Annotated in this window: 19 protein-coding genes; 7 read left to right on the top strand and 12 right to left on the bottom strand. The window is 72.4% G+C overall.

Features of this window, described 5'->3' with window-relative positions:
- The first annotated feature begins 66 nt into the window (after nt 1-66).
- Nucleotides 67-1254, top strand: a complete 1188-nt coding sequence (locus K7G61_RS03925; RefSeq protein WP_225845139.1) for a glycosyltransferase — start codon at nt 67-69, stop codon at nt 1252-1254.
- On the opposite strand, the gene K7G61_RS03920 is transcribed toward K7G61_RS03925, so the two are convergent.
- Together K7G61_RS03920 and gmd are read right to left on the bottom strand one after the other, a co-directional pair.
- Nucleotides 1188-2045, bottom strand: coding sequence for a glycosyltransferase (locus K7G61_RS03920; RefSeq protein WP_225845138.1), 858 nt, complete (start codon nt 2043-2045; stop codon nt 1188-1190). The two genes, K7G61_RS03925 and K7G61_RS03920, sit on opposite strands and share 67 nt — an antisense overlap.
- The gene (gene gmd / locus K7G61_RS03915; protein ID WP_225845137.1) at nt 2042-3055 is read right to left on the bottom strand and encodes a GDP-mannose 4,6-dehydratase; all 1014 of its coding nucleotides are present in this window, start codon (nt 3053-3055) and stop codon (nt 2042-2044) included. The genes K7G61_RS03920 and gmd overlap by 4 nt, the downstream gene beginning before the upstream one ends.
- 62 nt (nt 3056-3117) lie before the next feature.
- On the opposite strand from gmd, the gene K7G61_RS03910 reads away from it, so the two are divergent.
- Nucleotides 3118-4053: a GDP-L-fucose synthase gene (locus K7G61_RS03910; RefSeq protein ID WP_225845136.1), complete on the top strand. Its 936-nt coding sequence runs from the start codon at nt 3118-3120 to the stop codon at nt 4051-4053.
- Between the two features lie 151 nt (nt 4054-4204).
- Here K7G61_RS03910 and K7G61_RS03905 read toward each other — a convergent pair whose 3' ends face one another.
- The 3 genes from K7G61_RS03905 to K7G61_RS03895 form a co-directional block, all read right to left on the bottom strand.
- The gene (locus K7G61_RS03905) at nt 4205-6241 is read right to left on the bottom strand and encodes a cellulose binding domain-containing protein (RefSeq protein WP_225845135.1); all 2037 of its coding nucleotides are present in this window, start codon (nt 6239-6241) and stop codon (nt 4205-4207) included.
- A gap of 72 nt (nt 6242-6313) precedes the next feature.
- Entirely contained in the window at nt 6314-7300 is a 987-nt protein-coding gene (locus tag K7G61_RS03900; RefSeq protein ID WP_225845134.1) for a LacI family DNA-binding transcriptional regulator, read from the bottom strand.
- Nucleotides 7301-7954: 654 nt separating this feature from the next.
- The gene (locus K7G61_RS03895) at nt 7955-9469 is read right to left on the bottom strand and encodes a sugar transferase (protein WP_374204044.1); all 1515 of its coding nucleotides are present in this window, start codon (nt 9467-9469) and stop codon (nt 7955-7957) included.
- Nucleotides 9470-10092: 623 nt separating this feature from the next.
- Between K7G61_RS03895 and K7G61_RS03890 the strand changes: the two genes are divergently transcribed.
- Nucleotides 10093-11103 (top strand): small ribosomal subunit Rsm22 family protein, encoded by a 1011-nt coding sequence (locus K7G61_RS03890; protein WP_374204043.1) that lies wholly within the window; start codon nt 10093-10095, stop codon nt 11101-11103.
- A 28-nt stretch (nt 11104-11131) separates the two neighbouring features.
- Here the strand turns inward: K7G61_RS03890 and corA are convergent, their stop codons facing one another.
- The 3 genes from corA to ddaH all read right to left on the bottom strand — a co-directional run bounded on the left by corA (nt 11132) and on the right by ddaH (nt 14836).
- On the bottom strand, nt 11132-12217 hold the full coding sequence (gene corA, locus K7G61_RS03885) for a magnesium/cobalt transporter CorA (RefSeq protein ID WP_374204051.1): 1086 nt from the start codon (nt 12215-12217) through the stop codon (nt 11132-11134).
- Nucleotides 12218-12396: 179 nt separating this feature from the next.
- On the bottom strand, nt 12397-13977 hold the full coding sequence (locus K7G61_RS03880; protein WP_225845132.1) for an NAD(P)/FAD-dependent oxidoreductase: 1581 nt from the start codon (nt 13975-13977) through the stop codon (nt 12397-12399).
- Nucleotides 13978-14011: 34 nt separating this feature from the next.
- Complete coding sequence (ddaH, locus tag K7G61_RS03875; protein WP_374204042.1) at nt 14012-14836, bottom strand: dimethylargininase; 825 nt, start codon at nt 14834-14836, stop codon at nt 14012-14014.
- 419 nt (nt 14837-15255) lie between these two features.
- On the opposite strand from ddaH, the gene K7G61_RS03870 reads away from it, so the two are divergent.
- On the top strand, nt 15256-16074 hold the full coding sequence (locus K7G61_RS03870; RefSeq protein WP_225845131.1) for a bifunctional DNA primase/polymerase: 819 nt from the start codon (nt 15256-15258) through the stop codon (nt 16072-16074).
- A 96-nt stretch (nt 16075-16170) separates the two neighbouring features.
- On the opposite strand, the gene K7G61_RS03865 is transcribed toward K7G61_RS03870, so the two are convergent.
- A complete protein-coding gene (locus K7G61_RS03865) occupies nt 16171-17133 on the bottom strand; it encodes a hypothetical protein (RefSeq protein ID WP_225845130.1) in 963 nt (320 codons plus the stop codon).
- Nucleotides 17134-17272: 139 nt separating this feature from the next.
- On the bottom strand, nt 17273-18130 hold the full coding sequence (gene map / locus K7G61_RS03860) for a type I methionyl aminopeptidase (RefSeq protein WP_225845129.1): 858 nt from the start codon (nt 18128-18130) through the stop codon (nt 17273-17275).
- Between the two features lie 72 nt (nt 18131-18202).
- Here map and K7G61_RS03855 point away from each other — a divergent pair, with 72 nt between their 5' ends.
- On the top strand, nt 18203-18415 hold the full coding sequence (locus K7G61_RS03855; RefSeq protein WP_225845128.1) for a hypothetical protein: 213 nt from the start codon (nt 18203-18205) through the stop codon (nt 18413-18415).
- A gap of 46 nt (nt 18416-18461) precedes the next feature.
- Here K7G61_RS03855 and K7G61_RS03850 read toward each other — a convergent pair whose 3' ends face one another.
- The gene (locus tag K7G61_RS03850; RefSeq protein ID WP_225845127.1) at nt 18462-19829 is read right to left on the bottom strand and encodes an MFS transporter; all 1368 of its coding nucleotides are present in this window, start codon (nt 19827-19829) and stop codon (nt 18462-18464) included.
- Nucleotides 19830-19947: 118 nt separating this feature from the next.
- Between K7G61_RS03850 and npdG the strand changes: the two genes are divergently transcribed.
- Together npdG and K7G61_RS03840 are read left to right on the top strand one after the other, a co-directional pair.
- A complete protein-coding gene (gene npdG, locus K7G61_RS03845) occupies nt 19948-20652 on the top strand; it encodes an NADPH-dependent F420 reductase (RefSeq protein WP_225845126.1) in 705 nt (234 codons plus the stop codon).
- Nucleotides 20653-20842: 190 nt separating this feature from the next.
- Entirely contained in the window at nt 20843-21028 is a 186-nt protein-coding gene (locus K7G61_RS03840; RefSeq protein ID WP_225845125.1) for a hypothetical protein, read from the top strand.
- Between the two features lie 49 nt (nt 21029-21077).
- Here the strand turns inward: K7G61_RS03840 and K7G61_RS03835 are convergent, their stop codons facing one another.
- Complete coding sequence (locus K7G61_RS03835; protein ID WP_225845124.1) at nt 21078-21869, bottom strand: site-2 protease family protein; 792 nt, start codon at nt 21867-21869, stop codon at nt 21078-21080.
- Between the last annotated feature and the right edge of the window lie 94 nt (nt 21870-21963).

Raw genomic sequence — 21963 nt, 5'->3', positions numbered from 1 at the left:
CCGGTGACACGCCGGTACAGTGGGCCGACCGGGGGCGGGCGGGATCGTCAGGGGAGGGGGCCGGCCGTGCGGGTCCTGCACGTGGTCACGCTGCACACGCCGACGAACGACTTCGGCGGGCCGACCAGGGTCGCGCTGAACCTGTCCCGGGGCCTGCGCGCCCGGGGCGTGGACGCGCGGATCGCGACCCTCGGCGACGGCTTCCCCGGACCGCTGCCGGCCGCGATCGAGGGCGTGCCCTCCTTCGTCCACCAGGCCCGGCACCTGCTGCCCGCGTTCGAGGTCAGCGGCATCACCTCGCCCGGCCTGCTGGCCCGCGCCCGGCGGCTGGTGCGGGGCGCCGACGTGGTCCACGTCCACCTCATGCGCGATCTGATCACGCTGCCGTTCGCGCTGGTCGCCCTGGACAGCGGGGTACCGCTGGTGCTGCAGACGCACGGCATGATCGACCCCACCGAGAAGCTGTTCGCCAAGGCCGTGGACCTGCTCGGCCTCAAGCGGGTGCTGCGCCGGGCCGACGCCGTGCTGCACCTGACCGGCGAGGAGCGCGACGGCGTGCAGGCCGTCGTCCCCCGCACCCCGCTGCGCACCTTCCACCGGCTCGTCAACGGCGTCGCCCCCCAGGAGCGCCGCCCGCCGCGCGCCGGCCGCCCCCCGACCGTCCTCTACCTCGCCCGCGTCCAGGAGCGCAAACGCCCCCAGGACTTCGTCTCCGCCGTCCCGGGCGTCCTCGCCGAGCGCCCGGACACCCGCTTCGTCCTGGCCGGGCCCGACACCGGCGGCCTGACCGGACCGCTGCGCGACCAGGCCGCCCGCCTCGGCGTCTCCCACGCCCTCGACCTGACCGGACCGCTCGCCCACGACCAGGTGCTCGCCCGGCTGCGGGCCGCCGACGTCTACGTCCTGCCGTCCGTCGTCGAACCCTTCGCCGTGTCCGTCCTGGAGGCGATGTCGGTGGGCCTGCCCGTCGTGGTCACCCGCACCGGCGGCCTGTCGCCCGAGGTCGAGGCAGCCGGCGCCGGACGCCTCACCGCCAGCCGGCCCGACGCCGACAACGGCCCCCTGATCGCCCGCGCCGTCCTCGACCTGCTGGACCCGGCGGAGAACGCCAAGGCCTCCGACGCCGCCTGGCGGCTGGTGCGCGACCGGTTCTCCATCGACGCCGTGGTCGAGGAGCTGACGGCGGTCTACGAGGAGGTGGCGCGGCCGAGCCGCCGCGCCTCGCGCGCCTTCACCCCGATCTGCCACCGGTAGAAGCTCATCGCCACCGCGTAGTCGAAGCCCGCCCGGCCGTCCAGGAAGCCCCGCTTCCACAGGTAGGCGTAGGCGAAGGACACCAGCGGCTTGAACGGGGCGCGGTGGAAGACCTGCCCCTGGCGGGTCTTGGCCAGCCGCACCCCCTCCCGTACGTCCGGGTGGACCTCCAGCCACGCCTCCCAGTCGGAGTAGCGGTTGTGGCGGTCGAACCAGGTACGGACCGGGTCCAGGTCCTCGTGCTCGATGGGGGAGCGCAGCCGGCCCACCACGTCGGCCACCGGCTGGTAGTGGCCCTCCTGCTCGCCCATCCCCGGCGCGTCCAGGTCCCCGACCTCGGGGAAGCGGCAGCGGGTGCGGTCCACCAGGGCGCGCTTGACGATGGTGTGGCCGTGCCGCAGCCGCCGGCCGCCGAACCAGTAGCCGAGCGGGATGTCGTACGCCCCCGCGGGCGGCGGCCCGGCCGCGAACAACTCCCGCAGCTCCGCGAGCAGTTCCGCGCTCGGCGTCTCGTCGCCGTCCAGGAACAGCACCCACGGGATCTCGGGCCGCACCCGGTCCAGGCACCACTGCTTCTTCTTCGGGTACCGGCCGTCCCAGGCGTACGCCACGACCTGCGCGCCCAGGTCCCGCGCGATGGCCACCGTGGCGTCGGAGGAGTCCGAGTCGACCACCACGACCGCCTCGACCCGGCCGAGGACCGATGAGACGGTACGGGCGATGTTCTCCGCCTCGTCCTTGGTCGGGATGATCACGGCGAGCGGCAGCGGGTCCGCCGCGGGCGCGGTCAACGGTCTATCCGTACGGTCGCGCCGGCCAACTGGTCGGCGAGCTGGCGGACATCGGCGTCGACCATGATCCCGGCCAGCTCGTCGACCTGGACCCGGGCCTCCCAGCCGAGCAGGTCGCGCGCCTTGGCGGCGTCGCCGATCAGGGCGTCCACCTCGGCGGGGCGGCGGTACTTGGGGTCGAAGCGGACGTACCGCGTCCAGTCCAGTCCGGCGTGCGCGAAGGCCATCTCCACGAACTGCCGCACGGTCGCCGCCCGCCCGGTGGCCACCACGTAGTCGTCCGGCTCGTCGCGCTGCAGCATCCGCCACATCGCCTCCACGTACTCCGGCGCGTAGCCCCAGTCGCGGACCGCGTCCAGGTTGCCGAGGTAGAGCGCGTCCTGCAGGCCCGCCTTGATGCGGGCCACCGCACGGGTGATCTTGCGGGTCACGAACGTCTCGCCCCGGCGCGGCGACTCGTGGTTGAACAGGATCCCGTTCACCGCGTACATCCCGTACGCCTCACGGTAGTTGACGGTCGCCCAGTAGCCGAAGACCTTCGCGCAGCCGTAGGGGCTGCGCGGGTGGAAGGGCGTGCGCTCGTTCTGCGGCGGCGGCGCCGAGCCGAACATCTCCGAGGAAGACGCCTGGTAGACCCGGGCCTGCGTGCCGCTGGCCCGCACCGCCTCCAGCAGGCGCAGGGCCGACAGGCCCGTGACGTCCCCGGTGTAGAGGGGCGCGTCGAAGGAGACCCGCACATGCGACTGCGCGCCCAGGTTGTAGACCTCGTCCGGCCGCAGGTCGCGCAGCAGGTTCACCAGGGCGACCCCGTCGGTCAGGTCGCCGTGGTGCAGGACGAACGAACGGTCGCGCTCCTGCGGACCCTGGTAGATGTGGTCGATCCGCTCGGTGTTGAACGACGACGAGCGGCGCACGATGCCGTGCACGGTGTAGCCCTTGGACAGCAGCAGCTCGGCCAGGTACGAGCCGTCCTGCCCGGTCACGCCGGTGACGAGGGCGGTCCTTCCCACGTGTCGTCCCCCCAAATGCCCTGGTGTCGGCCATGGTTCAGGTGCTGGCAGAATGACCTAGCATGGCAGACCTCCTTCCGGCCAGGGCGCGGGTCTTCGTCGCGGGCCACCGGGGCCTGGTCGGCGGCGCGGTCGCCCGGCGTCTGGCCGCCGACGGGCACGAGGTCCTCACCCGCGGCCGTGACCTGCTCGACCTGCGGGACGCGGCGGCCACCGCCTCGTACCTGCGCGACACCCGGCCCGACGCGGTCGTGCTGGCCGCCGCGCGGGTCGGCGGGATCATGGCCAACTCCACGTACCCGGTGCAGTTCCTGGAGGACAACCTCGCCCTGCAGCTCAGCGTGATCGCCGGGGCGCACGCGGCGGGCGTGCCGCGCCTGCTCTTCCTCGGCTCCAGCTGCATCTACCCGCGTCTGGCCGAGCAGCCGATCCGCGAGGACGCCCTGCTCACCGGGCCGCTGGAACCCACCAACGAGCCGTACGCGATCGCCAAGATCGCCGGCCTCGTCCAGGTCCGCTCCTACCGCCGCCAGTACGGGGCCTCGTACATCTCCTGCATGCCCACCAACCTGTACGGGCCCGGCGACAACTTCGACCTCGCCACCGCGCACGTCCTGCCCGCCCTGGTCCGCCGCTTCCACGAGGCCGCGCGCTCGGGCGCCCCCGAGGTGATGCTGTGGGGCTCCGGCTCCCCGCGCCGCGAGTTCCTGCACGTCGACGACCTCGCCTCGGCCTGCGCGGTGCTCCTGCGCGAGTACGACGGGGACGAGCCGGTGAACGTCGGCTGCGGGGAGGACCTGTCCATCCGCGAACTGGCGGACCTGGTGCGCGAGGTCGTCGGGTACGGGGGCGCCGTCACCTGGGACCGCACCAAGCCCGACGGCACCCCCCGCAAGCTCCTCGACGTCTCCCGCCTGACCGGCCTGGGCTGGCGCCCGACGATCCCGCTCAGGGAGGGGATCGCCGGGCTCTACGAGCACTGGCTGAGCACGGGGTGACGGGCCGCCCACCTGCCGAGCCCTTCTTCTTCCGGCTTCTTCCGGCTTCTTCCGGTTGGCCTGCCGGCCGATCTTTTCCGGGATGACAGCCCAGCCGGTCATGGGGACCGCGCCTCTGGGGTGCGGTCCCCATGACCGGCTCAAGGTTGGGTCAGGAGATGGTGCAGTTGACGCCGTTGAGGGTGAAATCGGCGGGCTTGCTGGTATTGCCGGTGTGGGTGGCTTGGAAGCCGATGTCGGTGGATGCGCCGGCTGCCAGTGTCCCGTTGTAGGAGACGTTGGATGCGGTGATCGCGCCGCTGGAGCCGGTGTAGGTGGCGTTCCAGCCGCTGGTGATGGTCTGACCGCTCGGCAGGGTGAACGCCAGGGTCCAACCGTCGATCGTGGAGGTGCCGCGGTTGGTGATGTGGATGCTCGCGGTGAACCCGTCGTTCCAGGAGTTCATCGTGTAACCGACGTCGCACGCGCTGGACTGGCTCGGCGGCGGGCTGGTCGGCGGCTCGCTGGTGGGCGGCGGGCTGGTGGGCGGCTCGCTGGTCGGCGGCTCGCTGGTGGGCGGCGGGCTGGTCGGGGCCGTTTCGAAGGTGATGTTGGAGACGTAGGGGTTGATGTCCCAGCTCGCGTCCGAGTCGGTCTGGCTGGTGACGGGTTTGCCCTGGACGGTGAAGTTGGTGAAGTGCACGCCGACGATATTGACGGTCGAGTTGCGGCCGTGCAGGGTGACAACCTTCTTCACGTCTGAGGCGACATTGGTGAAGTAGGCGTCGCGGATCGTTGCGGTGTTCAGCGCCGTTCGCCAGGACGGCGGGCTGTCCTCCTGCAAGTCGATCAGGTTGTCGGTGTTCTCGACGCGGACGTTCTCCCATCGGATGTTCGAGATGACGGCGGTGTCGACCGCGTCGATCACCATCGAACGTCCCGCCTTCACCACATCGAGGTTGCGGAAGGTGATGCCGTCCATCGACGTGCCCTCGGTCTTGGTGCCGATCTTCGCGCAGCCCGAGTTGCTGTAACAGACGATGTTCTCGTGGGTGATGTTCTTGGTGTTGATCGTGCCGGTGGCGTTCTCGTTCTTGGTCGCCATGTTGTCGTCGCCGGTGTAGAGGAACGCGTTGGACAACAGGCCGTTGGTCGACTCGTCGAAGTCCACACCGTCGGTCTGGTTGTATCCGGTGTTGGGCCGGTGGTTGATCACCTTGTAGTTCTTGATCGTCACGTTGTTGCTGCGGTAGATCAGCGTGTTCCAGTAGCTGGAGTCACGAGAGATGATCCCGTCGATCTGGATGTTCGAGCTGTTGTCCATCTTGACCACGGCGAGGTTCAGGCCCTGGGCCCGCAACGACGTGCCGTTGCCGTCGATGACACCGCGACCCAGCACCTTCGCGTTGCTCACCTGATACACGCGCAGCAAGGCGTGTTGCATGCCCTCGATGTTGACTCCACCGCTGCCGGTGTTGAAGTCCGCCTTGTTGTTCGAGCCGTAGAGCACCGCCCCCGCCGCCAGGTACAGCGTCATGTTGCTCTTCAGCCAGAGTTCACCGACCAAGTACTTGCCCGCCGGTACATACAGGATGTTCTGGGTCGCCCCGGACGCGGCGTTGATGGCGCTTTGGATCTTCGAGGTGACCAGTGTGCCGCCGGTGTTGTCGACCCCGTAGTCCGCGAGGTTCTTGACGTTGGCGTCCCCCAGGTGGGGCGGGGAGGATTCGGGCGCGTCGATGAGGATGAACAGCAGATCCTTTGAGTCGAACTGCAGGATCAGGTAGTTCGGGCCGCTGTCGAAGGTGATCGTGTTGCCGCTTCGGGTGACCGCCAGGTTCCGGCTCTTGGGGCTGACGGTGTAGGAGGTGAAGCTTTGAGAGACGCTGACCGAGAACGTCGCGGTGCCCGCGCTCGCCATCGAACAGTGCGCGTAATTGACCTGATTGTCGGGTGCGTACTTGGTTATCTTCTCGACGAACAGCGGCGCGCTGTCCGCCGTGACGGTGTAGAGAGAGCTTTTCGTGGCGCCGGGCAGAGCGGGATCGGCGACGCAGCCGCCCGCGGCCAGGTCGGCCGAGCCGTTTGCGCCCGCGCTCGTGGCGGAAGTGGCGCCGAACACGGGTGCGCTGAGGGCGTTCGTACCGATGCCGACGCCAAGGGCGATCAGTACGAAGGCCAGTAGCTTGGCCAGTAGCTTCTGTCTCATGGCGAGTCCTTGTGGGGGGAATTGTTGTGGTGGCTGAGCGGCCGGAAGTAGCTGTCCGCGTCAGCCGGCCCGTCAGACCGGGCTGGGAGCGGTCGTCTGTCGTACGACGAGTTGCATGGGCGCGACCCGGCGCGAGTTGCCGGGCCCTTCACGGTCGTTGAGGAGGTCGACGAGGAGGTCGACGGCTGCCCGGCCGCATTGCTCCTTCGGTTCGCTGACGGTGGTCAGCGCGGGATTCACGAGGCCGGCGGTGGGGATGTCGTCGAATCCCACGACGCTGATGTCCTGCGGTACGCGGACGCCGCGCGCGGTGATCTGGCTGATCAGGCCGAGGGCGATCATGTCGTTGTAGGCGATCACCGCGGTGACCGACGCGGCGAGCAGGACGTCGGCGGCGGCAACGCCACCGACGTAGGTGGGGGACACGGTGCCGGTTTCGACCAGTTCCAGGCCCATCGACGCGGCCAGCGTCCGCACGGCACGGAGACGTTCGCGGTTGACCCACGATGTCTTCGGGCCGGCGACATAGCCGATGCGCCGGTGGTTCAGGGCGACGAGATGGGTGATCACCTGCCGCACGCCGTCGGCGTTGTCGAAGATGACCGACGGGATCTGACCCACGCGGCGGTTGAGCATGACAACGGGAAGGTCGGCGCCGACCAGGCGGAGATCCTCGTCGCCGGCACGAGGCGAGCACAGCAGAAAGCCGTCCACCTGCTTCGTCAGGGTATGGATGAGATCCATCTCCGCGGCGACATCTTCGTCGGTGTCAGCCAGCAGAACCAGGAAGTCGCACTCGTGTGCCCGGTTCTGGACCGCCTTGACGAGGCCGGCGAAGAACGGGTTGGCGATGTCGGGGACAACCAGACCCAGATTGCCGGTACGGCCGGTACTCAGTCCCCGGGCGACGCGGTTGGGGTGATAGCCCAGTTGCGCCGCGGCCTTCTGGACCCGCTCCCTGGTCGTCGCTCGCACCTTGTCCGGCGTCGCGAGCGCCCGGCACACCGACGACGCGGACACACCGGCGAGCCGGGCCACGTCCCTGATGGTCACCGTCATCTGGCCCTCTCCCAGTTCCTCGGGTGGTGCGGTGCCATGGGCGTTGCCGGGGCTGAGTCCCACCGGCCGACTGGTCGGCCACGTGCCCCGTCATCGCCCCCGAGAGATCGTTTCGAAGCGGTTTCGCGCTGATGTCAGTAGTGACCGGCCATCAGAAAGTACCCACAACCATCATCGGTGTAAAGAGCTCTGCTACCTGCTCTTATGATTCACAACATCCTTGAGTCCGCACGCGGGAACCGGTTCCAGAAGTGTTCCCTGACGGCGACATGGGAGCGCTCCCGTGCCAATGCCCGTGATCGTGTGACAACGCCGCAGGTAATGGCGGCGGCAAGGGAAGTCGTCCCGTGTGATCACCGAGCATGCTGTCGGTCGAGCTCACGGTGGCGGAGGTTCGGCGACTCCCGGCGACTCGTCGTCCCCGGCCCCCGCACCTGCGCGGACACCGAGGCCGGCACCATGCGCTGAACCGGTCGAACCGGTCGAACTGGCGCCGACGACGCCAAGCGGTCGCCCGCCGCTGTCATTACCTGCGGCGTTGCCACACGATCGAGGGGCGGTCTCCGTAGACCGCCCCTGACCGGGCCATCGCCCGCCACACTCCACCCGCCCAGCGAAACCCGCAGGTCAGGCAGCGAAATCCTGCTGGAGTACCTAGTACGCGCCCCGGCCGTCGACGACGGCCCGGAAGGTGCGGGCCATCACGTCCACGTCCCCGATGAGGGACCAGTTGTCGACGTAGCGCAGGTCCAGCGCGAGCGTCTCGTCCCAGGACAGCTCGCTGCGTCCGCTGACCTGCCAGAGCCCGGTGATGCCGGGTTTGACCGAGAGCCTGCGCAGCTCCACCTCGTCGTAGTGGGCGACCTCGTCCGGCAGCGGCGGGCGCGGGCCCACCAGGGACATCTCGCCGGCCAGCACGTTCAGCAGCTGCGGCAGCTCGTCCAGTGAGCAGCGGCGCAGGAAGCGGCCGACGCGGGTGACGCGCGGGTCGCGCCGGATCTTGAACATCAGGCCGTCGTTCTCGTTGGCTGCCCTCAGCTCGGCCTTGCGGGCGTCCGCGTCGGCCACCATCGTGCGGAACTTCCACATGGTGAACGGCCTGCCGTGCCGCCCGAAACGGGTCTGGCGGTAGAAGACCGGGCCCGGCGAGGTGCAGCGGACGGCCACCGCGATGGCGCAGAACAGCGGGGCCAGCAGCAGCAGGCCGACGGCCGCGCCGAGGCGGTCGAAGGCGCCCTTGAGGGCCAGTTGGAGGCCGCGCCGGGCGGGCGGCGCGATGTGCAGCATCGCGAGGCCGGCGGGGGCGTCGAGCTGCACCCGGCGCACCGCGACGTCCACCAGGCCCGGCAGCACGGCGAGGGGGATGCCCGCGTCGTGCAGGGCCCAGGACAGGCGGCGCAGCCGTTCCGCCGACAGCCGCGGGCCGGGCGCCATCAGCACCAGTTCCGCTCCCACCTCGGCGACCGCGGCCAGCACCACCGAGGCGTCCTCGGCCGGCCGCCGCGGGTCGAGCGGACCCAGCCGGGCGGGCACCGGCGCCCCGCAGGCCAGCCCGGCCCCGCCGACGGGGACCACGCCGACGACCACGTAGGCGTGCTCCGTCCTGGCGGCCAGGTGGCCCACCACGTGGTCGGCGCTGCTGGGCTCCCCGATCACCAGCACCCGGCGCACCGCCTGCGCCGAGCGCCGGTCGGCGATGAGGTGCCGGTGGGTGACGGTGCGGTCGGCCATCGTCAGCAGCGGCGCCGCGGTCACCCCGAGCAGCGCGTGCGCGGGCGCCACGATCTCGCCGAACGCGGTCCGCAGGACGGCCAGCACCCCCAGCAGGACCAGCCAGTCGCCGAGCACCGCCATCACGCCGCGGCTCTCGCCGATGACGTCGGCCGCGTACCGGCGGCGCAGCGCCCGTACGCTCGTCCAGACCGCCGCGGCGACGACCGCGCAGGCCAGCGGGTGCGGCTCGCGGAAATGACGCAGTACGAGCAGCACCGGCAGGGCCGGGCCCAGGACGTCGGTGGCCAGCGTCAGCGGCAGGTACCAGGCCGACTTCTCGCCGTAGGTGCTGTGCGCCCTGTGCACCAGGTGGGCCCGGTGGGCCCGGTGCACGCCGTGCCTGGCGCGCCTGCCGCGCGCCGCGTCGTCGCCGACCGCGGCCGGCCCGCCGGGCACCGGAGCGGGTGCGCCCGCGTCCCCGCCGGACGGCGGATGCCCGGGTACGCCGAGGGCACCGGTGCCACCCGGTGCCCTGGAGCCGACGGAACGTATGGATTCGGCGGAACGTATGGATTCCGCTGAACGTACAGGTTCGGCGGAACGTATGGAGTCGAGTGAACGTGCGGGCTCGACGGAGCGTATGACCCCGACGGCGTCCGCGGGATCCGGATGGTCGGTGCGATCGGCGGGATCGGCCCGATCGGGGCGGTCCGCGGAGCCGTCGCGGTCGCCGGGCTCCGCGGTCCCCATGGAGTCGACGGTGGTGGCGGCGTGCGAGGCGAAGGCCCGCCGCCCTTGTCTCGGTTCGCTTTCCGTGGATCCGGCCGGTACGGCCGGACTCTCTTCGACACGCCGCATGGACCCCCCTGGCACATAGCGACCGAATGGAGCGCCGCACTTCCCCAAGTGCGGCGACTCCGTAACAAATGGGAACGGTAGGGCACCGCGGTCCGCCCGCGCTGCGGATTGCGGAGATTGGGGGTGGTTCCGCGGTGGCCGCCACGCGCCGGAGGCGTGCGTTCCGGCCACCGGCGGTAAGGGGCGCGGGACCAGAAGGACGCCCCTTACAGTGGGGGCTTGTGTCCACAGTCCACCTGCCCGACGACCTCCGGGCGGCCCTCCTCGACCATCTGCACGCCACTGCGCCGAGCCAGGCATCCGCGCAGGTGGAGCGGCTGATCGAGAACTACCGCGGGGCCACGCCCACCCAAGCGCCCATCGTGCGGGACGCCGGGGACGCCGCCGCCTATGCCGCGTACCGGATGCCCGCGACCTATGCCGCCGTCCGGTCCGCGCTGGGCGCCTTCCGCGAGCGGGCGGGGGAATGGGCACCCGGCACGCACCTGGACCTCGGCGGCGGAACCGGCGCGGCCACCTGGGCGGTGGCCGACGCCTGGCCCGGCGGGGAGCACAGCAGCACGGTGCTGGACTGGTCACAGGCCGCGCTCACGCTCGGCCGGGCGCTGGCCGGGCACGCCGGAGCCGCTTGCGTGCGGCAGGCGCGGTGGACCCGGTCGCCGCTGGGCGGGGCCGCGCCGAATCTGCCGGAAACCGATCTGGTGACCGTCTCCTACGTCCTGGGCGAACTCACCCCCGGCGACCGCGCCTCGCTCCTCACGGCCGCCGCCGCGGCGGCCCGCGGCGCGGTGGTCGTCGCCGAGCCCGGCACCCCCGAGGGCTACGCCCGCGTCCTGGACGCCCGCGACCGGCTCGTCGCGGCGGGACTGACCGTCCTCGCGCCCTGCCCGCACGACGAGGAATGCCCGATGCGCGGCACCGACTGGTGCCATTTCGCGGCCCGCGTCCAGCGGTCCTCGCTGCACCGGCAGGTCAAGGGCGGCTCGCTGCCGTACGAGGACGAGAAGTTCAGCTACGTGGCGGCCGCCCGGCCGGGCGCCCTCCCCGCCGCCGGCCCGGCCGCCGCCCGCGTCGTGCGCCACCCGCAGATCCGCAAGGGCCAGGTCCTGCTGGACCTGTGCGTCCGCCCCCCGGGCCTGACCCGCTCCACGGTCACCAAGCGCCAGGGGCCGCTCTACCGCGCCGCCCGCGACGCCGACTGGGGAGAGGAGTGGACCGGCGCCGGCGAGTGAGCCCGCGCCGGTCCCGGGGCCGGCCGGCCTACAGCCACCCGTACTTGCGGAACAGCCGGTAGCACAGCCCCGACAGCACCGCCGTGACGCCCATCATGATCGGGTAGCCGAACTCCCAGTGCAGCTCGGGCATGTGGTCGAAGTTCATCCCGTAGAAGCCGGCGATCATCGTGGGGATGGCCAGGATCGCCGCTGCCGCGCTGATCCGGCGCATGTCGACGTTCTGCTGCACGGCGAGCTGGCTGAGGTTGGCCGCCAGCAGGCCGTCCACCAGCTCGCTGTAGGAGACCAGCCGCTCGCGGACCTGCGAGAGGTGGTCGGCGACGTCGCGGAAGTAGCGGCCCATCTCCGTGCCGACCAGCTCGTCCTCCTCCTCGCTGAGCCGCTGCAGCGGCCTGGCCATCGGGTTCACGGCCCGCTTGAACTCGATCAGCTCCCGCTTGAGCTGGTATATCCGCTCCGCGTCGTCGCCGTGCGAGGCGGAGAAGACGTCCGACTCCAGCTCCTCCACGTCCAGCTCGACCGCGTCGGCCACGTCGAGGTAGTCGTCCACCACCCGGTCGGTGATCGCGTGCAGCACCGCGGCCGGGCCGTGCGCCAGCATCTCCGGGCGGTTCTCCAGCGACTTGCGCACCCGGGCGAGCCCGGGAGCGCTGCCGTGCCGCACCACCACCACGAAGTCGGCGCCGAGGAAGATCATCACCTCGCCGGTGTCGACCACCTCGCTGGTCGCGGTCAGCTTCTCGTGCTCCACGAACACGATGGTCTTCAGCACCAGGAACAGCGTGTCGCCGTAGCGCTCCAGCTTCGGCCGCTGGTGGGCCTTCACCGCGTCCTCGACGGCCAGCGGGTGCAGCCCGAAGACCCGCGCGATCTCCTCCAGGTGCCCGGCATCCGGCTCGTGCAGCCCGATCCACGCGAAGCCGCCGGGACACTCGCGGGCCCGCGCGAGGGCCTCCTGGGGCGGCAGGGTCGCCGCCCGCAGCCCCCGCTCGTACACCGCGCAGTCCACCACCACGTCGGCGGTGACGCGCGGCTCCCGTGCCGCGCCGCCGTCCTCGTCGAGGGCGTGCCACTTGCCGCCGCGCCGCCACTGCCGGCCGACCCGCCGCATCCGCGAACCGCCGTCGCCGCCGTCGCGGCCGTCACCGCCGGGGTCCCGGTCGCGGTCCCGGTCCCGGTCCCGGTCCGCGTTCCCGTCCCGGTTCCGGCCGCGACCACGGCTGCCGTCCGCCTCGCCGCGCGGGGGCGGCGCCTCCCGCGGGACCGCCTTGCCGATCGTGGGCTTGTGGGTCATCGTGTCTTCTCCAGTACCGCCATCGCCGCGTTGTGCCCGGGCACCCCGCTCACGCCTCCGCCGCGAACCGCACCCGCACCGCAGAGGTAGACGTTCGCGTGACCGGTGCCGACACCCCAGCGCCCTGTGGCGCGCGTCACAGCGCCGTCGCCACCGTCGCCGTCGCCGTCGTCGGCGAAGGGCCAGGACAGGTCGCGGTGGAAGATGTGCCCGCCGGGCAGCCCCACCTCGTTCTCCAGGTCCAGCGGCGACTTCGCCTCCAGGCACGGCCGCCCGTCGGCGTCCAGTGCCAGGCAGTCCGCCAGCGGCTCGGCCAGCACCGCGTCCAGTTGCGTCAGCGTCGCCTCCAGCAGCTCCTCCTTGGCCGCGCGCGGGTCCGCCGCGAACAGCCGGGCCGGGGCGTGCAGACCGAACAGGGTGAGCGTGTGGAAGCCCCGCGCGGCCAGCCCGGGCGAAAGGATCGAGGGGTCGGTCAGGCTGTGGCAGTAGATCTCCGACGGCGGCGCGTCCGGCACCCTTCCCGCGGCGGCCTGCTCGTACGCCCGCTGCAGCCCGTTGTAGGACTCCGCGACGTGGAAGGTACCGGCGAACGCCTCGCGCGGGTCGGTCCGCGCGTCCCGCAGCCTCGGCAGCCGGCGCAGCAGCATGTTGACCTTCAGCTGCGCGCCCTCCGGCTTGTCCGGCCGCTCCTGCCCGAGCAGCCCGGCCAGGGCGTACGGGGAGGCGTTGACCAGCACGTCCTTGGCACCGACGGTACGGCCGTCACCATAGGTGACCTCCGCCTTCCTGCCGTCGGACGCCACCGCGGTGACCTCGGCGCCCGTGACGATCTCCGCGCCCGCCGCCCTGGCCGCCTCCGCGAGCGCGTCGGTGAGCGCACCCATACCGCCGACCGGCACGTCCCAGTCGCCGGTGCCGCCGCCGATCACGTGGTACAGGAAGCACCGGTTCTGCCGCAGCGACGGGTCGTGCGCGTGGGTGAAGGTGCCGATCAGCGCGTCGGTCAGTACCACCCCGCGTACCACGTCGTCGTGGAAGGCCGCCTCCACCGCGTCGCCCAGCGGCCGTTCGAACAGCGCCTCCCACGCCTCGCTGTCGCCGACCGCGCGCTCCAGCTCCGCGCGCCCGGGCAGCGGCCCGGTCAGCGTCGGGAACACCCGCTCGGCGACCCGCCGCGTCATCGCGTAGAACCGCCGCCACGCCTCGAACTCCCGGTCGGAGCCGGTCAGCAGCGCGAACCGCTCACGGGTCGCGGCCTCGTCCCCGGCGTCCACCAGCAGGCCGCCGTCGCCGTACGGCGTGTACGAGGAGATCCGCCGGCGCCGCGTCTCGAACCGCAGGCCCAGGTCCGCCACGATCTTCCGCGGCAGCAGGCTCACCAGGTACGAGTAGCGCGACAGCCGCGCGTCCACCCCCGCGAAGGCGCGGGTGGACACCGCCGCGCCGCCGGTGCCGGGCAGCCGTTCCAGGACCAGCACCGAGCGGCCCGCCCGGGCCAGGTAGGCGGCGGCGACCAGGCCGTTGTGGCCGCCGCCCACGATCACGGCGTCGTAGCCGGGACGAGAGGGAACGTTCATGGGCGGCCACGATACGGCGCCGCCGCCCCCGCACCTACCGCCCGGGCGCGGGTCGGATCTCCAGCGTGCAGCACTTCACGCTGCCGCCCGCCTTGTGGAGCTCCGACATGTCGACCGGGACCGGGTCGAAGCCGCGCTCGCGCAGCGGCGCCCGCAGGCCCCGGGCCGCGCGGGGCAGCAGGACGTGCAGGCCGTCGCAGACCGCGTTGAGGCCGAAGGCGGCGGCGTCCTCCTCGTCGGCCAGCAGGGCGTCGGGGAAGAGCCGGGCCAGCACCGCGCGCGAGCCGGGGGAGAAGGCGCCGGGGTAGTACATGACCTCGTCCGCCGCGCCGTCCAGCACGGACAGCGCGGTGTCCAGGTGGTAGAAGCGCGGGTCGACCAGTTCGAGGCCGATCACCGGGCGGCCGAAGAACTCCTGCGCCTCCGTGTGCGACAGCAGGCTGCTGCGGAAGCCCTGACCGGCCAGGATCCAGGAGGTGGTGACCGCGAAATCCCCCTCGGCCTCGTTGACGTGGACCGGCTCACGCACCTCGGCGAAGCCGTGCGCGCGGAACCACGCCAGGTGCGCGGGCGCCTCCCCGGTCCGCTCCGGGTTGGCGAACCTCGCGCCCAGCACGTGGCCGTCCACCACCGTGGCGCCGTTGGCCGCGAACACCATGTCCGGCAGCCCCGGCACCGGATCGAGGACCTCCACGGTGTGGCCCAGTGCCCGGTAGCGGTCGCGCAGGTCCTCCCACTGGAAGAGGGCGAGGGCCGGGTCCACCGGCTTGGTCGGGTCCATCCACGGGTTGATGGAGTACGAGACGGCGAAGTACGCGGGCGGACACATCAGATACCGCCGCGGGGTGGAAGTGCGCAACGGGAGCTCCTCGGAGGGTGGTTGAGGTGCGGTCCTGGTACGGCCCCGGAGCGCCGGTCGGCGTTCCGGGGAGTGCGGGGACACACAGGCGCCCTCCCTCGGACGGTCGGCCCGCCGGGAGGACGCCTGGGCGTACGAGTGCATTGTGGGGCCTGATCGTCCACCCGGCGGGCGCCGGGACCGCAAAATATCCGCGCCGGGCGGTTCCCCTCGGTGCGGGCGCGATGCCGGTCCGGTGCGGGCGCGATGCCGGTCCGGTGCGGGCGCGGTGCCGGTCCGGCGTGGGCCCGTCGCCGGTCCGGCGCGGCCGGGAAGCGTTCCACCCCGGGTGGGTGTTCATTACGGCCAAGAGGCACGATGGTCCCCACCGTCCGCGTACCGTGTACCGCGACGGGGCCGGGGGCGAGGGAAGGAGCTCGATGGCAGGCAGGAGCAGATTGTCCGGGTGGCTGCGACGCGGCGCGGACAGTGGGACAGGTTCCGCCCGCCAGGCCCGACCGGCCCGAGCGGTCCGCGGCGGCCGCGGCTCCCGTACCGCCCGCGGCGCGCACCAGGACGGCCCGGCACCCTCACGCGACGAACTGACCCGCCTCGCCGCGCGCGCCGGATTCCCGCTGGCGCCCGCCGCCCACCCGGACGGCTTCGGCTGTTCGTGCGACCGTGTCGGCTGTCCCATCCCCGGCCTGCACCCGGTGTCGCCCGCCTGGCAGACCCAGGCCACCACCGACCCCCAGCGCGTCGACCACTGGCTGCGCACCCAGCCGCTCGCCAACTTCGTCACCGTCACCGGCGTCAACCACGACGTGCTCGACGTCCCGGCCGAGGCGGGACGGCTCGCCCTGGAGAAACTCACCGCCGACGAGGCCACCCTCGGCCCGGTCGCCGCGCTCGGCGAGGAGCGGATGCTGTTCTTCACCCTCACCCGCGCCACCGCCGACGAGGACGAGTGGTGGCCGTGCGCCCTCGACAGCCATCCCGAGACCGCCGACGAGCACCCCGGCATCCGCTGGCACTGCCGCGGCAGCTACGTACTGCTCCCGCCGTCGCGGCTGCCCTCCGGCGACACCGTCACCTGGCTGGACGCGCTCGGCCCCGACCTGCCGCTGCCCGACCCGCTGCCGGTGCTCGACATCCTCGCCGACGCCTGCGCCCGTACCGCCGCCGACGAGCCGGACCAGGGCACCGACCCCGACCCCGATCCCTACGTCGACCCCGCGCCGGCCGGCCGGGGACGCTGAGCCGACCGGGGACGCCGAGGCGGACGGGGACGCCGAGCCGACCGGAAACGCCGGGGACGCCCCGCGCTCGTGGGCCGCTCCCCGGCCGCTCCCGGGCTACTCGCCCTTCGCCGCCACCAGGCCGACCAGCCGGCTGAGGACCACCACCTGGCCGGTGCCCCCGCCGCCCGGCACCGTCGCCGCCTCCTGCGCCACCCGGGACAGCGTCACCGACGTGTGCGGGGTGCCCGTCATCAGGGCCCGGGTGTCCGGGTCGACGGTCAGCCGGTAGCCCGCGCGATAGGTGGAGCGCGACTGGTGGCGGGTGGCGAAGAACACCACCGCGCCCCCGTCCTTCGTCCGCAGCGCCACCGGGTCGAAGTCGCCGCCCTGTGCCGGCTGGTCGAGGTACTGCGTCACCGAGTTGGCGGTGCGCGCGTCGCGGGCCCGCACGGCGCGCAGCTGCGTGGTCAGCGCGCCCGGCGCGAACGAGGTGCCCGTGCCGTGCTGCAGGTACGAGGTGTAGGCCGCGCTCATCTGCCCCGGCTGGATCAGCAGGTCCGTCCCGGCCAGCGGCAGCGCCTGCGCGTAACCGTCCTTGTCCGTGGCGAACGAGGGCCCCTGCCCCGCCGCGTACACCGCCAGGAAGTCCGCCTTCCACGGCGCGCCGGCCGACTGCCGGCGGAACACCAGCAGCCAGCGGTCCGGGCCGCGGTTGTTCGCGGTGTCGGCCACGAAGAACTTCGGCCAGCCGCGCTGCCGCGGTATCCAGTACTTCGCCCCGGACAGCCGCAGCGGGGAGTACGAGGGGTTGCCCTGCGGACTGGCGGCGTGCTTGGCCCGCACCCCCGCCTCGTCGATGGCGCCGAGCGGGCCCGCCTCGCCCTTCGTGATCCGACCGGCGTCGTACGCCCTGACCGCCGCGTTGTTGCCCGCCGTGAAGCCGGCCAGCACCTTGGCGGCCTCACCGGGCCGTACGGACGGGATGTACGCGCGCTCGCCGTGCACCGTCACACACCCCGCCAGCGGCAGGCTCAGCGCGACGGCGGCTGCCCCGAGGCACAACCTGCGTCGGATCATGGCGCGTTGGGCTCCTTCGTACCTGCGGTGCACGCCGTCCCGGGCGTGCGGTGGGGCGCCGGAACGCGCCAACCCTACCGGTCGCCAGGACCGCCGGTCAGCGAAGGGCCGGTACCCGCAGGCGAAGGGACGCCGCCCGTCAGGGAAGGGTCAGCACCTCGGCGCCCTGCGCCGTGACCACCAAGGTGTGCTCGAACTGGGCCGTGCGCCGGCGGTCCTTGGTGACCACCGTCCAGCCGTCGTCCCACATGTCGTACTCGTGCGTGCCCAGCGTCAGCATCGGTTCGATCGTGAACGTCATCCCCGGCCGCATCACGGTGGTCGCCCGCGGGTCGTCGTAGTGCGGCACGATCAGCCCGGAGTGGAACGACGTGTTGATGCCGTGCCCGGTGAAGTCCCGCACCACGCCGTAGCCGAACCGCTTCGCGTACGACTCGATGACCCGGCCGATCACGTTGAGCTGCCGGCCCGGCCGCACCGCCCTGATCGCCCGGTCCAGCGACTCCCTCGTGCGCTCGATCAGCAGCCGCGACTCCTCGTCCACCTCGCCGACGGGATACGTGGCGTTCGTGTCGCCGTGCACCCCGTGGATGTACGCCGTGACGTCCAGGTTGACGATGTCGCCGTCACGCAGCACGGTCGAGTCGGGGATGCCGTGGCAGATCACCTCGTTGACCGACGTGCAGATCGACTTGGGGAAGCCGCGGTAGCCCAGGTCGGAGGGATAGGCACCCTGGTCGGTCAGGTACTCGTGGGCGATCCGGTCCAGCTCGTCCGTGGTCACCCCGGGAGCGATCGCCTTGGCCGCCGCCTCCATCGCCTGCGCGGCGATCCGGGAGGCGACCCGCATCCTCTCGACCGTCTCCTCGTCCTGCACCTCGGGGCCGGTGTACGGGGACGGCCCCGGCTTCCCGACGTACTCCGGGCGGGGGATCGAGGCCGGGACCCGGCGGGTGGGGGAGAGCGTGCCGGGGACGAGCGGCGGGCGACCAGACATGCCGACGAGTGTATCGGCGGCGCATGGGGCAGGCTGGCGGCAGGGACACGCCGCCTGACCACGGAGGACGAGATGGCGCTCTTCAAGGAGCGGAAACCGGCCGGCAAGCCCGGCGAGTGGTTCTACTGCCTGAAGCACAAGAAGGCCGAGGAGGGCCCGGAGTGCCCGGCCAAGGACCGCTTCGGCCCGTACGCCACCAAGGCCGAGGCCGAGCACGCGATGGAGTCCGCGCAGGAGCGGAACAGGGAGTGGGACAACGACCCCAGGTGGAACGACAGAGGTTGACGCGCCGCGGGCGCGGCGGACTTCCGGCCCGGGGACCCGCGCCTGCTCAGCCGGTCCCGGCCCGCTCCGCCGGGTCCGGCGCGCCCGGCCGCGCGGAAGGCCCCGCCGGATCCGCCGCCGTGTAGGCGAGCAGGGCAGGCAGGCCCGCGGCCAGGAGGCCCACGGCGGCGGTGCAGGCGAGCCCCCCGGACCAGACCGACACCCGCGCGTCGGTGACCGCGGCGACCCCGCCGCTGCGCACCTGCCCGAGCTGCGGGCCCAGGGAGTACGAGAGCAGCTCGATACCCGCCAGACGGCCGCGCAGACCCTCGGGGACGATCTGGTTCCACATCGTGGCGCGGCCTATCCCGCTGACCATGTCGCAGCCTCCGGCGACCCCGAGGAACAGCAGCACCGACCACACCGAGCCGGCCCAGCCCGCCAGGGCCATCGCGATCCCCCAGCCCGCGGCGGCGAGGACGACCATCCGGCCGTGCCGGCGCACACGCGACGTCCAGCCGCTGGTCACGCCGACCACCAAGGAGCCGACGGACCCGGCGGCGTACATGAAGCCGAGGGACCACGGCGCCCCGATCTCGTCGGCGAGGAACGGGAACACCGCCGCCGGATACGCGAAGAACATCGCCGCCAGGTCGATCGCGTACGTGCCCAGCAACTCCTTGCGGCTCCAGGCGTACCTGGCGCCCTCCGCGATGCTGCGCAGGCTCGGCCGGGGCGCGTCGTGCGAGGCGGGGGAGGGGCGCAGCATCAGGCCGCAGGCGACCGAGAAGGCGAAGGTGGCCGTGTCCAGGCCGTAGGCCCAGCCCGTGCCGGCCCACGCGATCACCAGGCCGGCGACGGAGGGGCCCGCGATCGCGCCGACCTGCCAGCGCAGACCGTTCAGCGCCGCGGCCGCCGCTAGCTGGTCCCTGGGCACGATCCGCTGCACGATCGCGTCCAGCGCGGGCCGCTGCAGTCCGGTGAGGGCGCTGGACAGGGCGGCCACCACGTACAGCGGCCACACCATCGGGTGCGGCAGCAGCGTGTCGGCCAGCAGTACGGCCGCCAGCAGCCCCTGGGCGGCCTCCGTCGCGGTGATCAGCAGCTTGCGGTCGACCGCGTCCGCCAGGGCGCCGCCGTACAGGCCGAACACGACGAGCGGCACGAGCTCCACCGCGCCGACCGCGCCCACCGCCGCGGCCGAGCCGGTCAGGTCCTTCAGCTGCACCGGGAGCGCGACGAAGGTCAGGAAGCTGCCGAAGTTCGTGACGACGCCGGCCAGCCACATCAGGCGGAAGTCCCGCGAATGCCGCCAAGGCGTCAGGTCGGGCAGAAGGGCGCGGGCCCGGCGGGAGCGCGACGCCGCCCGCCCCGACACGGGCTCCTCGGGTGCGGAGGTCTTCCCAGGTGGCGCGGGTTCCTGCGGGTCGGTCACGAGGCCGGATTGTCCCCGGCCCCTTCCCGCGGCGGCAACGCAATTTCGCCGCTCGCGCCGTGTCAGAACACCGTCCCGGTTCCGTATCGCGGCGACCGGAGCTGGCAGGATCGCGGGTATGACGAACCCTGAGGAAGGCAAGAAGGCCCCCGCGAAGGACCCCTGGGACCTGCCGGACGTGTCCGGGCTGGTGGTCGGGGTGCTGGGCGGGACCGGCGACCAGGGCCGCGGGCTGGCGTACCGGCTCGGCCGGGCCGGGCAGAAGGTGGTCATCGGGTCGCGCAGCGGCGAGCGCGCCGCGGCAGCCGCCGCCGAGCTGGGCGAGGGCGTCGAGGGCGCCGACAACGCCGAGTGCGCGCGGCGCAGCGACATCGTGATCGTGGCCGTGCCCTGGGAGGGGCACGGCAAGACCCTCGAAGCGCTGCGCGACGAACTCGCCGGCAAGCTGGTGGTCGACTGCGTCAACCCCCTGGGCTTCGACAAACAGGGCGCGTACGCGATCAGGCCCGACGAGGGCAGCGCCGCCCAGCAGGCCGCCGCACTGCTGCCGGACTCCCGGGTCACCGCCGCCTTCCACCACCTGTCGGCCGTGCTGCTGCAGGACCCGCGGGTCGAGCGGATCGACACCGACGTGATGGTGCTCGGCGACTCCCGCGCGGACACCGACCTGGTCCAGGCGCTCGCCAACCGCATCCCCGGCATGCGCGGCGTCTTCGCCGGCCGGCTGCGGGGCGCCCACCAGGTGGAGTCGCTGGTCGCCAACCTGATCTCGGTCAACCGCCGCTACAAGGCGCACGCCGGCCTGCGCCTCACGGACGTCTGATCGGCCGGCCCGCGTCCTACGGCGCGGGCACGTGCCGGGGTACGCGGGCGGTGGGTGACAATAGGGGAAGACCGTCGTACGGCGACGGCGTCGCGGAACCGGAGAGGGGACGTCCTGCGTCCCACCTCCGCGACCCCTCGCGACGTCGTACGTCCTGCGTCCGACGCCCGCCGACAGGAGCCCTCCCGCCATGCCCCGCCTCGCCACCTACGCCCTGGTCCTGTGCCTGCTGGCCGTCGCCGCGGCGGTGGTCTCCTTCGTGCACGGGAGCTGGCTGGGCATCGTGTGGGTGCTGCTCGCGGGCGTCACCAGCAACATGTGGTGGTTCTACCGGCGCCGCGACAAGGCGCAGGAGGCGGCGCGCACCGCCCGCTGAGCACGTACGGCCGGGCCGGGAGCGCCCGCGGGACGTACGCCCGGAGCGCTCAGCCCTGGTTCTTCCAGAAGCGGAACAGGGTGTAGCCGTAGTCGACGTACATGGTGGGCACGTTGAACCAGCCCATGACCGTGTCCATGGCGTCCCAGAACTTCACGTTGACCGACGGGATCCACAGCACACCGAAGACGGCGAGCAGCCCGAACTGGGCGAAGGGCTCCATCTGGCGGCGCACGTTGTACGACAGCCAGGGCTCCCAGATCCCGTAGCCGTCCAGACCCGGGACCGGCAGCAGGTTGATGGCCGCCGCGGTGACCTGCAGCGAGGCCAGGAACGCCAGCGCCGCCATGAAGTCCGTCGGCCAGGTGTCGGCCTTGTGCAGGGCGAAGGGCAGCATCAGCACGACGGCGAAGACCAGGTTGACCAGCGGGCCGGCCGCCGAGATCAGGCTGTGCCGCCAGCGCCCGCGGATACGGCCGCGCTCGACGAACACCGCGCCGCCGGGCAGCCCGATGCCGCCCATGATGACGAAGATCACCGGCAGCACGATGGACAGCAGAGCGTGCGTGTACTTCATCGGGTTCAGCGTCAGGTAGCCCTTGCCGCCGATGGAGATGTCGCCGCTGTGCAGGGCGGTGCGGGCGTGCGCGTACTCGTGCAGGCACAGCGAGACGACCCAGCCGGAGACGACGAACAGGAAGACCGCGAAGCCCTTGTTCGAGGCGAACTCGCGCCACACGGCCCAGCCGGACACGATCATGACCGCGGCGATGGCGAGGAAGATCGGGCTGATCCTGCTGTCGTCGCCGCGCTGGGTCCGGCGGATCGGGGTGACGCTCATGGGACGGGCTCTCCGGAGGCTGCGACGAGGGAGGGGGAAAGGGGTGTGGGGGTCGGGGCGGGTCGGGGTCAGGACGGGGGCGGAACGGAGACGG

The organism is Streptomyces sp. HPF1205 (genome assembly GCF_020400825.1).
Classification (GTDB): Bacteria; Actinomycetota; Actinomycetes; order Streptomycetales; family Streptomycetaceae; genus Actinacidiphila.
This window is presented reverse-complemented; position numbering and strand designations above follow the sequence as displayed.